Raw genomic sequence first — 16,438 nt, forward strand, 5'->3', positions numbered from 1 at the left:
CCCATGACCGACCTGCTCAAACGCCTCGAGCGCGAACCCTGCGATAGCCGTCATTCTCTCGAAGAGGTGCTGGCCAATGTGCGATTCAACGGCGATGGCCTGCTGCCGGCGATCGCCCAGCAGCACGATAGCGGCGAAGTGCTGATGATGGCATGGATGAACCGGGAAGCGCTGGAGGAAACGCTGCGCACTGGCCGGGTATGCTACTACTCCCGCTCCCGCGCCAAGCTGTGGCGCAAGGGCGAGTCTTCCGGCCAGCAGCAGCATCTCAAGAGTGCGTCGCTGGACTGTGACGGCGATACGCTGCTGCTGCAGGTCGAGCAGACCGGTCCAGCCTGCCATACCGGCCGTCGTAGCTGTTTCTATCTGTCCCTGGAAGCTGACAGCGCCCGCATCAACAGCGCTGCGCTGATCGATCCCGATGAGCTCTACACCAAGGGATCCTGAGTCACCGGCGACGGCCGGGGCTGACAGCAGTCGTGGTCGCGATGATCGATCGCCCCCCGCGCAGGAGCCATCACCCCGGGCGCGCGGACCGAAGCGCTGGCTGGCATGGCCGTTACTGGCGCTGATTCGCCTCTACCAGGGTGTCATCAGCCCATTGCTGGGCCCACGCTGTCGCTACTGGCCAAGCTGCTCGCACTACAGTCACGAAGCCATAACGGTTCACGGTCCGATACGGGGCGGTTGGCTAGCGCTCAAGCGTATTCTGCGCTGCCATCCTGGCGCCAAGGGCGGCATCGATCCCGTGCCTGGCGGGCCCAGCGAGAGGCTTTGCCGCCAGGATCCGGAGCTCGACGAGTGGTTTGAGGTGCGCGGCGACAGCGACTCGAGATCAGCGGACTGACGCGGGCGCCTCGTCGATGCCCAGGGTTCAAGCGTCAGGCAGCTTCCTGCTCCGCGACGCGATAGATGCGCTCGAGCATGGCGTTGAGGCCATTTTCTGCGCTGCCATCCTGGCGCCAAGGGCGGCATCGATCCCGTGCCTGGCGGGCCCAGCGAGAGGCTTTGCCGCCAGGATCCGGAGCTCGACGAGTGGTTTGAGGTGCGCGGCGACAGCGACTCGAGATCAGCGGACTGACGCGGGCGCCTCGTCGATGCCCAGGGTTCAAGCGTCAGGCAGCTTCCTGCTCCGCGACGCGATAGATGCGCTCGAGCATGGCGTTGAGGCCATTGCTGCGGGTCGGCGACAGGTGCTTGTCGAGACCCAGGTCCTTGAGAAAATGCGGACTGGTGGCGAGGATGTCGCTGGGCTTTCGCTCGTTGTAGATGCGCATCAGCACGGCGATCAGCCCTGACACGATGGCGGCGTCCGAGATGGCGGCAAAGTGCAGGGTGTCGCCCTGGCGCTCGTGGTGCATCCACACATTGGACTGACAGCCCTGAATCTTCAGCTCGTCACGCTTGTGCTCATCGGGGAAGGCCGGCAGTGCCTTGCCCATGTCGATGATGTACTGATAGCGGTCCATCCAGTTGTCGAACAGTTCAAACTCTTCCAGCAGCTCCTGCTGGGCCTGTTCTGCGGTACTCGTCGTGGTCATGGTGACTCCCTAGAATGCTGCCAGGATTATACCTGCCAGGCCCCGCCGTCGTCCTCCCCCGGTCAGCCCCGGTTCGGAGAACCCGGCCAGGCGTCATGCTAGAATTCGCCTTGAGCGGGTGACAACGGAGCACTCGCTGTCGCTCGCCGCCTAAGCTACATAAAGAGATCGACATGCAAGCGCCAGACCCCCAAGGACAGGGCCCGCATCGCTCACGTGATAGACGACTCGATGCACTGGAAAAGGAGCTCGACCAGTACCTGGGCTCGTCACGGGCCGGCAAGACTGGCACGCCGGCCTCCGAGCGAGGCCTGACGCAGCAGCAGCTGGAAGAGATCATCGCTCACCTGGCCGCCCAGCGACGGGCCAAGCGAGCGGTCATCCTTACCAATCTGCTGGATCTGGCCGATCGCGCGGGCACCACCGTCGGCGCGCTTTCGCTGATTGCGCTGTTCTTCGCCGACAAGGATAGCTCGGGGGCGACGCTGGTGGTGGCCAGCACGGCCAAGCCGCTTTGGGGCGCCTTCGTTGGCTTTGGTCTGGCACTCGTGGCATCCTATGCCAAGGCCCTGCTCACCTGGAGGGACAAGTGATGACATTCCATATCGCCATGCTGATCATGCTGGGCGCCACCTTGGCGCTGGCGGTGGCCGCCTACCGACTCGACCGTGGCTACAAGTCCGACGTCAAGGCGCTCACCGAGCACGCCAATCGTTATATCGCCCGAAAGCGCGGCCCCCTCGAGCACTAGGATTGCCTGGTTGGCTCCATTGGCGGGCTCCACTGGTGGGTTCTACTGGCGGGTTCTACTGGCGGATTCTGCTAGCCGCCCCCAGCCAGAAACCTGTCCAGGGGGGCTGTTTCTTCATTCCTTATTCTCCCCCCTTCCCTTGCCCCCATTTTGGTCCCTCTGCCTGGCCAAGGCCGTGCAGCGACTGCTGGCGATGCCATTCCTCGTCTTCGGTGTGAAGGTAGCGTGTCGTCGTCTCCAGGCGTGAGTGACGTGCCGACTGCGCCAGATAACGAAGCTCCACGCCCGCCTGGGCCTGATGGGTCAGAGCGGTATGCCTGAGCCAGTGCGGCGTAGCCTGTCGTAGCCGTGCCACCGCCTGGGGATCTCCGCCCTGCTCTTCCAGGCAGTCCGCGGCCTGGCTGAAGGTCGTGCGTATCAGTCGGTACAACTGGTTGTCACCTAGCGCGGTCTTACCATCCAGGCGTCTCAACAGTGGCGCTGGATCCCTGGCGGGATCGGCCGGCTCGCCGTAGAGCGTCCGCGCCTCCCGGACCAGCTCGATCATGTCGGGCGGCACCGGAATCTCGGCAAACTTGCCGCCCTTGCCGACCACCTGCCACCACCAGCGCCCTTCCCGCCTCACCAGATCCCCCATGCGCGCCTGGCTCATCTCGTTGATCCGCGGGGCCAGCAGGTAGGCAAAGCCGAACACCAGTCGCCGCCTGATCCAGAGAAATCTGGCTCGTCGGTCGGCACCTGGCTCCAGTGGCTCATTGAGCCAGGCCCACAGCCAGTCCCACAGCGGACGCTCCAGATAGCGCTCGACACGCCGCTGGCCATTGTTGAGTCGCCTGCGCTTGTCGCGCATCAATCGAAACGGGTTGCGCGACAGCCAGCCCGCCTCGACCAGCCAGGCCATCATGCCTTGCAGGATCACCAGACTCTGGCGTCGACTTGCCGGCGACAGTGGGCCACGAAACGGTCGCCAACGAGGATCCTGACGCGGCCTGACCGGTCCTACCCACTGCTCACGGGGGCGCGGGTCGGCGAGAAAGGTCTCGAACTCATCAAGGTGACCCCGGGTCATCTGGGCCAACGAAAGGCGGCGCTCTTCAAGCCACAGCAGCAGCCGCTCGGCCTCGCGGCGGTAGGCGCGCTGGGTCTGCGCACTGCCGGCGTATTCGGCAAACCAGTGAGCCACCGCCTGCCAGTCATCTTCCGCCTCGATCAGGGCCTTCGGGGACGACGAAGACGGTAATTCGCCGTCGACCAGGGTGCCCCCCGGCGTGCTGCCGACGATCGCCCTGCCGTCCTGTGCCGGTACTGTGGGATGGTTACTCATGCATTGTCACACCTTGAATCCACATCAGACCAAAGACCCCTTTTTCATGGATGATCGCTGAAGTTGCAGTGCTTTTCGCGTCCTTTCCTGTCGCAGCACGCGTGATATCACGCGTCGCCTTTGTTCTACTCTCTGGCTCTGGCCACGCCATTTGCCACCCCCTCTCGCTACACCCGGGCCTCTATGCGCCCTTATGCGCCCTCTCCCCTTTGAATACTGCAGCTGTAGGAGCAAAAACTCAAGATAAGGCGCGTAATCTTGATTTTTTGTCGAATATCATAAATATGCCTACGTATTTACGCGTTATGTAATTACACGTACTATCGCCTTTGCTTAATGGAAATGATGGCTGGCGGCATCAGCCGCCCCCTCACGGAGCAGGCAGGGGTTCGCAGGAATGTGAGCACCGCTCACATGACGACACCGCTAGGCAGTGCCAACGGGTGTCACAGAAAGCGAACCGGAGCATGGCGAGCGAGGGGGCATTCAGGCATGATCAGCCGCTGGCGGAATCGACCACCGCACAAGGAGAGCTTCATGGCCCGTACCGGGATCACCTACGACGACGTTCAACGAGCGGTGGATACCCTGCTCAAGCAGCAGGAAGCCCCCAGCGTTCAGAAGGTCCGAGAGATACTCGGCACCGGCAGCTTCACCACCATCAGCGAACATCTGCGCGAATGGCGTTCACGCCGGGAAGAGCGACGAGACGTTCCGCCACCCCAGGGGATGCCCGTGGAGCTTCAGGGATTGGCCGAAGAGCTCTGGAGCAAGGCCCAGGAGGCGGCAGCGGAAAACCTGGCCCACTATCGCCAGGAGGCCGATCGCAACGTGGAAGGCGCGCTTGAAAAGGTGGCCGCCGCTGATCGTCGCGCCGAGGACGCCGAACAGCGCGAAAGCGCCCTGTCGGCCCATCTGTCATCCATGGAGCAGCGCCTGCAGGAGGCGGCCTCGGAATCGGCACGACTGGCGAGCGCCAATCAGGCGCTGGAGCAGCAGCTCATCAAGGAAGGCGAGCGCGCCACCCAGCTCGAAGCTCAGCTTGATCGTCTGCAGCAGGACAAGGAGCGTGAAGGCAGGGAGTACCAGCAGGCGCTGGATGACCAGCAGAAGCAGCATCGCGAGCGCCTGGCCCAGGAAGAACAGCGCCACGAGGCCGCCGAGGCGCGGCTGATGGCCATGCTGGACGAAGCACGCCAGGAACGACAAAGTGCGGAAAAGGCCCATGCCCAGCGCCTCAAGCAGGCCGATCAGCGCCAGGAGGTGTTGCAGCAGCAGCTTCAGGCACTGCGGGGCGAACTGTCAGAAGAGGAAAAGCGCCATCGCGAGACGCAGATGGAGCGCTCGCGAGCCGAGGAGAACCTGCGCGCTCGAGGCCACGAGGTAGACCTGCTCAACGAGCGTATCGAAGAGCAGAGGCGCCTGCTGGCAAATCAGTCAGAGCGACTCAAGGCGCTCGAGGCCAAGCTTGACGAGAAGATCTGGGCGCTGGCCAGACAACAGCGCGAACGCGCCGATGACAACGAAGGCACATCCAGCGGAAACGCCAAACAACAGACCTCTTCGCCCTAGGGCTGCGCCTCCAGGATTCAGGCAGCGGCCTGGCCGTGTGATTGCATAGGGTGGCATTCACACGGCACGCCCGGGATCCAGCGCAGCGGCACTGCAAACCACAAGCCGCCATTCAGGGCCCAAGCGGCGTGCACCGCCTCCTTCAATGCCCGGTTTGCGGTGTTGCCAAGGCACAGCTTGCTCGACATGTCGTTTTCCTGCGTAAGCCCTTTCTGAAAACGCCTTTCCCCTGCTGCCCGGGCCCCGTCCCGCCGGTAAGATCCTCCAGATTCGGACTGACGGAATCGTTCAGGGAGGAACCGCCATGCCATCTGCTCCCCATCATTTGCGCTCATCACTGCGTCTTCCATCGGCGCCCACCGGGTGGGCACGTTTGGCAGGAGGGTGCTGAGCATGGACGATCCCTCCTGGTCCTCGTATCGCCCAAGCGACCTGCTGGGTGCCTTCGATGTCACACTGAGTCAGGATCAGCGCCTGCTCAAGTTTCATCTGGGCGGGCAATCGCTGATCCCCCATCGCCTGGTCGGTGAAGAGGCCATTTCGCGCCCCTTCTGCTACACCCTGGACGTGATCTCCCAGCGTGGCGACATCGAGCTCAAGTCGCTGATCGCCCAGCCGGCACTGATCGAGATCCGCCAGGCCGACGGCGGCTACCGTCCGCTCTCTGGCCTGGTCGACTCCGCCGCCCTGCTCGGCGAAGACGGTGGCGTCTACTACTACCAACTGGTGCTGGTGCCCTGGCTATCCCTGTTGAGCCTCGGTCGTGACAGCCGCATCTTCCAGGACAAGAACGTCACCGAGGTGATCGAGGCGGTACTCCAGGGCCACGAGATCGCCAAGGGGCGCTACCGCTTTGATCTTCGTCGCGACTACCCCGCGCGCAGCTACTGCGTGCAGTACCGAGAGAGCGACTTCCACTTCGTCAACCGGCTGATGGAACAAGAAGGACTGTTTTTCTATTTCAGCCATGGCGAAGGCGATCACTGCCTGGTGGTCACCGACAGCGTAGATACCTGCCCAGCGGTCACCCCCCAGGCCATCCGCTTCCATCGCCAGGCCGCCACCGAGGCCGAGGACGCACTGACCCAGTGGGGTGGGCACCGTCAGCAGCAGCCCACCCGCGTAAGCCTCGCCACCTTCAACTACAAGCAGCCTCGCCACCCCAGCGACATCGCCCAGGACACCATCCGCGACCAGGGCCACCTGCCGGACACCGAGGTCTACGATTATCCAGGCGAGTACTACTACCCGGACCACCGTCGCGGTGAACGACTGGCGGTCAATCGTCTGGAAGCCCTGGAGTCCCGCGCCAAGCGCTTCCATGGTGCCGGTGGCGCCCGCCAGCTTCAGGTCGGTGGCCACTTTACCCTGACCCAGCATGGCCAGCATGAGCGCGGCGACGACAGCGAGCGCGAGTTTCTGGTGCTGGGCCTCACCCTGCATGCAGAGAATGCCCTGCCGGTATCGGCGCATCTGTCGACCCTGCCCGGAAGCTTGCAGGAACAGCTCGATCAGGCGCGTCGCGCCCACGGGCTGGATCTCTCGGATAAAGGCTCCAGCCTCCACCGTGACGATTACCAGCGCGCCGGCACCGGCCACTATCTGGTCGACATCGAGACCCAGCGCCTGTGCCTGCCCTATCGCTCGAGCCTCGACCATCCGCGCCCGGTGATGGGAGGCCCCCAGACCGCCACCGTGGTGGGGCCGGAAGGCGAGGAAATCCACACCGACCGGCTCAACCGGGTCAAGGTGCAGTTTCACTGGGACCGGCTGGGTCACCACGACGCTGGCTCGAGCTGCTGGCTGAGGGTCAGCGAGCCCAACGCCAGCGCCGGCTGGGGCGCGGTCTTTGTCCCGCGCATCGGCCAGGAGGTGATCGTTGACTTTCTCGAGGGCGACCCGGATCGCCCCTTGATCACCGGCCGGGTCTACAACGGCGATGAACGTCCGGAATGGCACTCCAACGGCCTGCTGTCGGGCTTCAAGTCGAAGACCTATCGCGGCGGCAAGTACAACGAGCTGGTGTTCGATGACGCCACCGACCAGGAGCGGGTGCGGCTCAACTCCGAGCACGCCAAGAGCCAGTTGAACCTCGGCTATCTGATCCACCAGCACGGCAATACCCGCGGCGACTTTCGTGGCACCGGCTTCGAGCTGCGCACCGACGCCTACGGCGCCGTGCGCGCCAACCAGGGCCTGCTGGTCAGCAGTTGGGGACAGCTGGGTGCCAACGGTGAGCAGCTCGACATGCGCCCCGCCTGGCGCGAGCTACAAAGCGCCTGGCAGCTTGCCGACAGCCTCAGCGACAGCGCTGTCGACCACGACGCCGAGGCGCTTGCCAGCCGCACCGACCTGCACAAGGCCAGCGACGACGCCCAGGGGCGCCACGGTAGTGCCGACTCTGCCGCAGCCTTCGACGGCAGCAGTGCGACAACGGCAAGCAAAGGTGGGCGTGGCGAGGCCGCGCGACTCAAGGAGCCCTGGCTGCAATTGGCCTCCCCGGCGGGCATCGCCATCAGCACCCCCCAGTCTACCCACCTGGCCCAGGGCAAGTCGCTGAGCGTCACCGCAAGCGAAGACATCAACCTGGCCGCCGGCAAACGCCTGGTCGCCAGCATCGCCGACCGGCTGTCGCTGTTCGTCCAGCGCGCCGGGATCAAGCTGTTCGCCGCCCAGGGCAAGGTCGAGGTACAGGCCCAGAGCGACGAGATGGTGCTGACAGCAGAGAAAAAGCTCAGCATCACCTCCACCGAAGACGCCGTGCACATTGCCGCTGCCGAGGAAGTGCTGCTGACCTGCGGTGGCGGCTATATCCGACTCAAGGGTGGCGACATCGAAATTCACGCCCCCGGCACTATCGACGTCAAGGGCAGCCAGCACCTGTTTGGCGGGCCCACGAGTCTGAGTTATCCGCTGGACAACCTTCCAGAAACCGAACCCTCCAACCTGGATCTTGAACACCTCTATGGCAACGGTCGGCCGGTGCCCGGCGCCCGCTATCGCGCTTTCCTCGCCGATGGCTCGGTACGCCAAGGGGTGCTGGACGCCGCCGGCAAGGCAACGCTGTCTGGGCTGCCTCTGGGGGGTGTCCAGGTCGAGTACTTCCAGGACCCGCGAGAAATCGACAAACGGCCCCAGGCATGGCCCGTCAAGGTGCCGATCAAGCCAACGTACGCCACCACGTCCAGCGACACCCAGACTGCTGTGTCAGGCAGCTCCAGAGATCAGGGATCGCCTCCCCAAGCGCCCAGCCTCCTTCAGTCTCCCGGCTGGACAGGTGGTACGCCTGGAGGAAGGCCAAACACTTCCGGCGCGAGTTTATCGTCGCCAGGTTGGCCCGAGGGGCCTCCGTTGCCAACCATCCCAGGTGACATCCCGAGCGCTCTTCCGGGGCGAGTCGGTCAGCAAGCCAGGACACAACTCGAAAAAATCGCGCAGGAGAAGCTTCAGGAGCAGCTCCCAGGGCTTGGCAATACCGAGCTGTCATCACCCGGTTGGAAGGGTGACGTCCCCACCAGGCCGACATTCGGCGACCTCAAGGACACCCCTCACGCTCAGGACACCGACCTGACGTCGCCAGGCTGGCCTGGTGGATCACCGAAGAAACGCTCCTGAGTCGACAGGCCAATATCGCCAAGGGGCTCGGTGGGTAGCGGTCAATACCTCACTAAATGCATCAGGGATGGCGCCCTCTTGTGGGGACATAAGGAAGGAAACTTAGCATGGTCGCGAGAACAAGCTGGGGCAACCACGTCATTCCAGGTTTGGACCACGATCCTCTGAAAGAGGCACTCAATCACCGCCGGGTGATCACCGCCGAGCCCTACAGCGAAGGCGAGACCCCGGAAGCCGTGATCATGATGGACGTGGAGGAAGATTCCGTCACGGTACTCGACGTGGTCGTCCAGGCCGCCTACATGCTGCCGGTGGTCGGTAACGTCATGGCCATCGGCGACGTCGCTCGCGACGTGGTTGACCTCGATGGCAACGACGTAGACGGCACGCCGAACTACCAGAACGTCTGGCTCTGGGCGGTGCTGGTGATCGACGCCATCGGTCTGGTGCCCGCCGTCGGCAACGCCTCCCGCCCTATCCGCGTGGGTACCCGTGAGGGCATACAGGCGTTTGCCCGCGGTGAAGGCGTCGACATCGCCGCTCAGATTCTGGTCAACCAAGGCCGGCGGTGCGGCGATGGATTTTCTGGCAGAACTCGACTCCAAGCTCGAGGAACAGAAACCGAAGCTGTTGCGCGAAATTGACACCATCGTCGGCAAACTCGCCGAGTTCATCAACAACCCGGTCGATGCCGCCACCCAGGCCGGCCTGATCGACAAAAACCCCGAGTGGTGGAACCTTCTCGAGAAAGGCAAGCGTGTCGTATTCATTGCCTTTGACCGCCTGCTCGAGGCCTTTGGTGACGACCGTCAGCGCCTCATCGCCTTCCTCGGCCAGCTCGGCGGGATGGCCAGGTCCATGGTCAACGCCGGGTTCGAGCGCCTGTTGCCGATGATACGCGACCTGGCCCAGGCGACTCGCCGCCGGTCGTCGCAAAGTAGGGGCGTCAATCACCAGGGCACCGCCGTCACCGGGCAACATACGGTCCACTACCTGTCGGCAGACAATCGCCAGACCACCCGCCACGAAGCCGAGCCAAGCGCCACTCCGGCCGGCTGCGTGTGCTCGCTGCATCGCCCCACCCCCACCAGTCCCAACCCCGTGGACTATGTGATGGGTGACGAGAACCTGTGGCACACCGACTTCAGCGTACCGGGGCTGATCGACGTCGAGTGGACCCGCTACTACCGCTCCAGCATCGACGAACTCGATGACAGCGAGCTGGGCGCCCGCTGGAGCAGCCCGTTCCATACCCGCTTCGAGGCCCTGGGCGAGCAGTTGACCTTTATCGACAGCCTGAACCGCGCCCTGCCCATCGAGCCCATCGAGGTGGGCGGCAGCCGCTTCCTCCCGCGTGAAAGCGTGACCCTGGAACACCCCGACAGCGAGCACTACCGGCTTCACTACCTCGACGGCAGTCAGGAGCTCTACCGCCGCATCGGCAAGTCCGGGCCGGGCGAGCGCGTCCATTTCCGCCTGGTCGAGCAGCGCGAGCGCGACGGCCGCGCCCTGCACCTGAGCTATCGCCAGGGCCGACTGGACCGGCTGACCGACGGCGCCGCCCTGCTGCTGCGCTTTCACTACAGCAGCGCGGGGCTGCTGGCCAAGGTGGTGCGCCACTATCCCGGGGCGGACGTCACCAAACACAATGACGAAGCCGCCGAGGCGCACGAGCCCGAGGTGCTGGTCCGCTACCAGCACAGCGCCGACGGTGATCTGATCGAAAGTCGTGATATGCGCGGCTACACCCGCGAGTACCAGTACCAGCACCATCTGGTCACCCGCTACACCCACCGCAGTGGCCTGGCGGTGGAGCTCGAGTGGGACTGGCCGGGCAAGGCCGAGGGCGCCCTGCCCGCCGCTCACGATGCGCGCTGCGTACGCAACCGCCTGGAAGACGGCAGCGAAGACACCCGCTTCGAGTACCATCGCGGCCTGTGGTACACCCGCGTCACCGACGCCGACGGCGTGGTGACCTTCTACCGCTACAACTATCACAACCAGATCGAGTCGATCACTCACCCCTTCCACCCGGCGCTGGGCAGCGAGCACTGGCGCTGGGACGAGCACGGCCGGCTGATCCGCCATATCGACGGCGAAGGACGCACCACCCACTATCGCTATGACGACCAGGGTCGGCTGATCGAGACGGTCGATCCCCAGGGCCTGAGCACCCGCATCGACTACGACGACAAGGGCCTGCCGGTGCGCGTCACCGAGCCTGACGGACGCGAACGCTCGCTGCGCTTCGATGAACGCGGGCTGCCGCTGCAAGAAATCGCCCCGAGCGGGCGTGTCACCACCTTCAGTCACAACGCGCGCGGCCTGCTCACGGCGATGACCGACGCCGCCGGCAACACCTACCAGTACCGCTGGAACGACCAGGGTCGGCTGACCAGTGCCAGCGACTGTTCACGCAAGACCACCCAGTTTCGCTACGACCACCGCGGCTGGCTGATCGAGCGCCGTGACGCCGCCGGGCATCGCACCCATTACACCCGTGACGCCACCGGCCTGCTGTTGAGCGTCGAGCACCCCGACGGCGCCATCGAGCACTTCTCCCACGACGGCGAAGGCCGGCTGACCCAGTATCTCGATCCCACCGGGCAGCGCACCCGCTATCGCTACAATGGCAAGGGCCAGCCGATCGAGCGCCGGGACCCCATGGGCCAGCGTTTCGCCTACCACTACGACCGCCTGCTGCGGCTGTCGGCGCTGACCAACCAGAACGGCGACCGCTGGCAGTTCCGCTATGACGGCGGTGGACGACTGATCGAGGACACCGGCTTCGACGGGCGCACCCGCCACTACCGCTACGACGATGGCGGCGCCCTGATCGAGCGTCGCGAAGGCGAGCTGGTCACCACCTTCACCCGCGACGCCATGGGCCGGGTGCTGGAGCGCGAGAGCCAGCGACCGGGCCAGCCCGCGCTGACCACCCGCTACGGCTACGACCCGCTGGGACGCCTGACCCGCGCGGCCAGCCGCCACAGCGAGACGCGCTTTCACTTCGACACCGCCGACAACCTGATCGCCGAGGTGCAGCGTCATCAGCTGCCCAACGGCGGTGACTACTCCAGCGTCACCCGCCACACCCACGACGCCCTGGGCAACCGCGAGACCACCACCCTGCCCGACGGCCAGACCCTGGCCTGGCTGCGCTATGGCTCCGGCCATGTCCACGCCATGACCCTGGACCAGCGCGAGCTGATGGCCTTCGAGCGCGACGACCTGCATCGCGAGGTGCGCCGCCACCAGGGCAGCCGCGAGGTCGAGTCACGCTTCGACCCGCTGGGACGCCTGATCGAGCAGCACATTCGCACCCTCGAAGCATCCGTCGAGGACCGCCCCCGACACCCCACCGTCAGGCGCCAGTGGCACTACAGTGCCAACGGCCTGCTCAGCCAGGTGGACGACAACCTGCGTGGCACCACCCGCTACGGCTACGACCCGTTGGGCCGGCTGCGCCAGGCAAGCGCCCCAGGGCTTGAGGAAGTGTTCGCCTTCGACCCGGCCGGCAATCTGGTCGATCCCGTGCCGCCAGAACGAACCAGCGAAAACGGCAGCAACACCCTGCCCTCCGACGCCACCCGCTGGCGACGCGAGCGCCCCCGTGATCACCTCGACCACGGATCCGAGGAGCGCATTCGCCTCGACTACCCAGGCGCACCGGCCAGCCTGTCGCCGGCCATGGGCAACTTGCTCAAGCGCTACGCCGGCACCCACTACCACTACGACGCCAGCGGCAACCTGACCCGACGCATCGCCCCCAGCGGCGAGACCTGGCACTACCAGTACGACCCCGAACACCGGCTGATCGAGGCCTGCCACTACCCCCATGCCCCCGCCGCAGGCGATGACATTGTGCCGCGCATGCGTGCCCGCTACGCCTACGACGGCCTCGGCCGACGGGTGTGGAAAGAGGTGAACCGACTAGGCCAGCCCAGTGAGCTGACGGTGTTCAACTGGGACGGTGACCTGCTGCAAAGCGAAGAGCGTTTTGTCGGAGGCCTGCCGCCGCTGTTTCGCCCCGAACGCCTGGAACTGGCCCGCGAGAACCCCGAACGGCCTCACTCGCTACCGATCGCCCAGCGCTGCCATCGGCTCGAGTACCCCGGCCTCACCCCCGAACGGCGGGTGGTCTACCTGTTCGAACCCGACAGCTTCGTGCCTGCCGCCAAGCTCGAAAACCGCTTCGAGGCCGTCCACACTCGCAGCGGCACCGGGGCGGTGCTCTACACCGAACACCAGCCAACCGAGCCGACGCTCTACAGCATCCACACCGACCACCTCGGCACCCCGATGGAGCTGGCAGAATGCGACGGCAAGCTCGCCTGGGTCGGCCACTACCGCGCCTGGGGCGAGCTCACCAAGGCCAGTGACGGCCACGGCAACCCCAGCACCACCGACAATCCGCTGCGCTTCCAGGGTCAGTACCTGGATGAAGAAACCGGGCTGCACTACAACCGCCATCGGTACTATGATCCAGAGACGGGACGCTTCACCACCCAGGACCCGATAGGACTGGCCGGCGGCGAAAACCTGTACATGTACGCCCCCAATCCGACAGGATGGGTGGATCCGCTGGGGTTGAGTAGGGACAATGGGTGTAACTGTCCTGATTCGGGGGTTCCTCGGCGGGGTTACCACAATGAGACCTACAGTAATAAACCTGTCAAACCAGAGGACGCAACAGACCGATGGGACGAATTTTTGGGTCCGGGACCTCACACTGATATTCATCCTCGAACGGGTGCTCCCGACCGCGATAGAATCGTATCTTCAGATGGTGCTCGCAGTATCCGTTACGGTTCCCATGAAATGAATAGTTCCTCCACCAAACATCATTATCACGAAGAAATCTGGTCGCTGGATACAGAAAACAATGTTATGAATGTAGATAACACTGTTATTAGGGTTCCACAGAGAAAGACATCGCGATGAATGTAAAAATCGAAGAGATCAAAGTACTCAATAAAAATACTTTTGTTAACTTTGCCAGCCCCTTAGGAAGAGGGAAGGCTATATGGCTGGGAAATATGCCAATAAAAAACGAGAATTATGATGTTGAGATAGATATTGACGAGAAACTCTGGTGGGGATCAACAATACTTGGTGCAAACTCAAAACAACCAAAAATAAAGGAAGGAAAAGATAGTATTGAGCTAACTGGGGAGGTGGTAGCAATTGAAGAAGATGGACTATTAATTGTATCTATTGGGGGAAGTCTAATATTTGTGGAAACAGATTTAGAAAAAAACCCACAAAAACCGTTCGTGACAATGAGAACACATCATTTAACTATGCATGACAGCAATTATTAATTGCAATGTCTCGTATATTATCAAACGGCCAACAAACCCCATCTTCTGCAACTAAATAGGGCTCTTCGTAGCTGGATGTGGAATGCAACCGGGAAAATATCGAGAGCTCATAACCCCCCCCTACCGACTAACGCACCCGCTATTGGCTCTATCTAACGACAGGCGGCAAGGGCCAGCCGCCACAGCGAGACGCGCTTTCACTTCGACACCGCCGACAACCTGATCGCCGAGGTGCAGCGTCATCAGCTGCCCAACGGCGGTGACTACTCCAGCGTCACCCGCCACACCCACGACGCCCTGGGCAACCGCGAGACCACCACCCTGCCCGACGGCCAGACCCTGGCCTGGCTGCGCTATGGCTCCGGCCATGTCCACGCCATGACCCTGGACCAGCGCGAGCTGATGGCCTTCGAGCGCGACGACCTGCATCGCGAAGTGCGCCGTCACCAGGGCAGCTCGGCATGGTGCGGTTGATGCATTCAGGCATACAGTACCTACCACAAAAGGAATCCTATGAATAATAACGATGAATTTCATCAGACAGTGTCCGTAATTATTGACTTACCTAGGGTGTACTCCCCTGGTGAGTCAAACAGAATCCTTAAGACCGCCGGAGCAAACTTAAATTATGACACTTATAGTTTTTATCGGAAAGAGAAAGCCCCTGCGTGGCAATCTGAAACAATCATACAGCTAAAGCTTTTTCTTTCCGGAAAACTTGTGGACGCACAAGATCCGATCGACAAAATTGAACTTGAATACCCGCTGGCAACATTAGACTCTAAATATATAGGACAATTTGGTGCTCTAGTCGATGAAATCTCCAACATATTTGGTGGTGCTTTAACTTTGTGTGGGAATAAAGTTTCTGGAAAAGATGTAATAGCACATTGCGACAAATTATCTTCAGAGCTAATGGAGTCATGGGGAGAAGAACCTGGAAGCAAACATCTTAGAATAATGATTGAATCCATGTATTCAGGGTAAGTGGCTTTCTCAAACTCTTGGATGCAGAAAACATCCGGCTCTTCGACGCTGGATGTGGAGTTCGCCATATAAAGTTTCGGGAGGTCACGCCCCTACCAACCAGCACTATCGACTCTTCACAACGACAAGCGGCAAGGGCGAGCCGACCGAACGCCGTGCCCCCATGGTCCAGCTCTTATTATTTATATTCGAGCTACCACTACGACTGCCTGCTGCGGCTCTCGGCGCTAACCAACCAGAACAGCGACCGCCGGCAGTTCCGCTATGACTTCGGTGGAGGGCTGATCGCAGACACCGGCTCGACAGGGGGGGTGCCTGTCGCTCCCCAACCAGTCTCGCGCGCCCCTACCCCTAATGGTTTACCCAAACACCACAACGCCGCTCCATGGAGCGGCGTTGTTGATTCACCTTTGATCCTGAGGGCGGAACCTCAGTGCGCCAGTCGGCGCGGTTGAACGTCAACGGTAGTAGGCGTTGGTGGTGTCGGTGTGGTCGGTGACGTCGCGGATGCCGGCAAGTTCCGGGATGCGCTCCATCAGCGTCTTCTCGACGCCTTCCTTGAGGGTCAGGTCCACCGCGGCGCAGCCCTGACAGCCGCCGCCGAAGGCCAGCACCGCCACCTGGTCGTCGGTCAGCTGCATCAGCTTGATCTCGCCACCGTGGGCCGCCAGGCCCGGGTTGATCTCGCTGTAGAGGATGTAGTTGATGCGATCCTCGAGCGGGCTGTCGGCGTTGACCTTGGGCATCTTGGCGTTGGGCGCCTTGATGGTCAGCTGGCCGCCCATGCGGTCGGCGTTGAAGTCGACCACCGCCTCTTCCAGGAACGGAATGCTGTTGGCGTCGAGATAGACGGCGATCTTGGAAAGCTCCAGGCGCTCGTCGCTGGGCTCTTCCTCGCCCGGCCGGCAGTACGCCAGGCAGGTCTCGGCGTAGGGCGTGCCCGGCTGGGTGATGAAGATCCGCACCGCGATACCTTCGACGTTCTGCTTCTCGAGCAGCTCCGCCAGGTAGTCCTGTGCGCTGTCGGTGATCTGGATATTCTCGCTCATGGGTCTCTCGCTAGTTCGCCCCGCCTGACAGCGGGCGCTGTGGCCCCGCGGGTTTGGTCAGGACCATGGTAAGCGACACCTGCGTCAGACTCAATCCCGAGTATTTTACTCGGATTTTGGTTTCCGCCTGCGCAGGTACGCTGCCCCTGCCGCCAGGCCCGGTGCTTTGGTACCATATGGCCCCTTCGACCGACTCCCGAGACATCGCCGTGTATTCCGGCATGCACATGGGGGTCCTGCCGCGTGGACACAAGCGCTGGCCCATAAAAATTTTA

At 62.8% G+C, this 16,438-nt stretch carries 15 protein-coding genes; 11 read left to right on the forward strand and 4 right to left on the reverse strand.

Annotated features, from left to right (window positions below):
* Positions 1 to 3: 3 nt before the first annotated feature.
* Together hisI and yidD are read left to right on the forward strand one after the other, a co-directional pair.
* A complete protein-coding gene (hisI, locus tag NFG58_RS09985) occupies positions 4 to 447 on the forward strand; it encodes a phosphoribosyl-AMP cyclohydrolase (protein WP_213227839.1) in 444 nt (147 codons plus the stop codon).
* Positions 448 to 547: 100 nt separating this feature from the next.
* Positions 548 to 847: a membrane protein insertion efficiency factor YidD gene (gene yidD / locus NFG58_RS09990; protein WP_348816173.1), complete on the forward strand. Its 300-nt coding sequence runs from the start codon at positions 548 to 550 to the stop codon at positions 845 to 847.
* 268 nt (positions 848 to 1,115) lie between these two features.
* Here yidD and NFG58_RS09995 read toward each other — a convergent pair whose 3' ends face one another.
* Positions 1,116 to 1,541 (reverse strand): SufE family protein, encoded by a 426-nt coding sequence (locus NFG58_RS09995; protein WP_348828079.1) that lies wholly within the window; start codon positions 1,539 to 1,541, stop codon positions 1,116 to 1,118.
* 173 nt (positions 1,542 to 1,714) lie between these two features.
* Between NFG58_RS09995 and NFG58_RS10000 the strand changes: the two genes are divergently transcribed.
* Together NFG58_RS10000 and NFG58_RS10005 are read left to right on the forward strand one after the other, a co-directional pair.
* Positions 1,715 to 2,134, forward strand: coding sequence for a hypothetical protein (locus tag NFG58_RS10000; protein WP_348828080.1), 420 nt, complete (start codon positions 1,715 to 1,717; stop codon positions 2,132 to 2,134).
* A complete protein-coding gene (locus NFG58_RS10005) occupies positions 2,134 to 2,292 on the forward strand; it encodes a hypothetical protein (RefSeq protein ID WP_156088610.1) in 159 nt (52 codons plus the stop codon). Before NFG58_RS10000 ends, NFG58_RS10005 begins: the two co-directional genes overlap by 1 nt.
* A 121-nt stretch (positions 2,293 to 2,413) precedes the next feature.
* Here NFG58_RS10005 and NFG58_RS10010 read toward each other — a convergent pair whose 3' ends face one another.
* Positions 2,414 to 3,616, reverse strand: coding sequence for a site-specific integrase (locus tag NFG58_RS10010; RefSeq protein WP_348828081.1), 1,203 nt, complete (start codon positions 3,614 to 3,616; stop codon positions 2,414 to 2,416).
* Between the two features lie 537 nt (positions 3,617 to 4,153).
* Between NFG58_RS10010 and NFG58_RS10015 the strand changes: the two genes are divergently transcribed.
* Complete coding sequence (locus tag NFG58_RS10015; protein WP_213227851.1) at positions 4,154 to 5,188, forward strand: DNA-binding protein; 1,035 nt, start codon at positions 4,154 to 4,156, stop codon at positions 5,186 to 5,188.
* 17 nt (positions 5,189 to 5,205) lie between these two features.
* On the opposite strand, the gene NFG58_RS10020 is transcribed toward NFG58_RS10015, so the two are convergent.
* Positions 5,206 to 5,583 carry a hypothetical protein gene (locus NFG58_RS10020; RefSeq protein ID WP_348828082.1) on the reverse strand — a complete coding sequence of 126 codons (378 nt, stop codon included), beginning with the start codon at positions 5,581 to 5,583 and terminating at the stop codon, positions 5,206 to 5,208.
* On the opposite strand from NFG58_RS10020, the gene tssI reads away from it, so the two are divergent.
* From tssI to NFG58_RS10050, 6 genes are all read left to right on the forward strand, one after another.
* Positions 5,582 to 8,803: a type VI secretion system tip protein TssI/VgrG gene (gene tssI, locus NFG58_RS10025; protein ID WP_348828083.1), complete on the forward strand. Its 3,222-nt coding sequence runs from the start codon at positions 5,582 to 5,584 to the stop codon at positions 8,801 to 8,803. The genes NFG58_RS10020 and tssI overlap by 2 nt on opposite strands.
* Before the next feature lie 107 nt (positions 8,804 to 8,910).
* A complete protein-coding gene (locus NFG58_RS10030) occupies positions 8,911 to 9,447 on the forward strand; it encodes a hypothetical protein (protein WP_348828084.1) in 537 nt (178 codons plus the stop codon).
* Complete coding sequence (locus tag NFG58_RS10035) at positions 9,380 to 13,747, forward strand: RHS repeat-associated core domain-containing protein (protein ID WP_348828085.1); 4,368 nt, start codon at positions 9,380 to 9,382, stop codon at positions 13,745 to 13,747. The genes NFG58_RS10030 and NFG58_RS10035 overlap by 68 nt, the downstream gene beginning before the upstream one ends.
* Entirely contained in the window at positions 13,744 to 14,127 is a 384-nt protein-coding gene (locus NFG58_RS10040) for a hypothetical protein (RefSeq protein WP_157033035.1), read from the forward strand. The genes NFG58_RS10035 and NFG58_RS10040 overlap by 4 nt, the downstream gene beginning before the upstream one ends.
* 231 nt (positions 14,128 to 14,358) lie before the next feature.
* The gene (locus tag NFG58_RS10045) at positions 14,359 to 14,601 is read left to right on the forward strand and encodes a hypothetical protein (RefSeq protein WP_253029262.1); all 243 of its coding nucleotides are present in this window, start codon (positions 14,359 to 14,361) and stop codon (positions 14,599 to 14,601) included.
* A gap of 39 nt (positions 14,602 to 14,640) precedes the next feature.
* Positions 14,641 to 15,114 (forward strand): hypothetical protein, encoded by a 474-nt coding sequence (locus NFG58_RS10050; RefSeq protein WP_348828086.1) that lies wholly within the window; start codon positions 14,641 to 14,643, stop codon positions 15,112 to 15,114.
* A gap of 458 nt (positions 15,115 to 15,572) precedes the next feature.
* On the opposite strand, the gene nfuA is transcribed toward NFG58_RS10050, so the two are convergent.
* Positions 15,573 to 16,163 (reverse strand): Fe-S biogenesis protein NfuA, encoded by a 591-nt coding sequence (gene nfuA, locus NFG58_RS10055; protein ID WP_045992189.1) that lies wholly within the window; start codon positions 16,161 to 16,163, stop codon positions 15,573 to 15,575.
* Positions 16,164 to 16,438 lie beyond the last annotated feature (275 nt).

This window comes from Halomonas sp. RT37 (genome assembly GCF_040070525.1).
Lineage (GTDB): Bacteria > Pseudomonadota > Gammaproteobacteria > Pseudomonadales > Halomonadaceae > Halomonas > Halomonas litopenaei.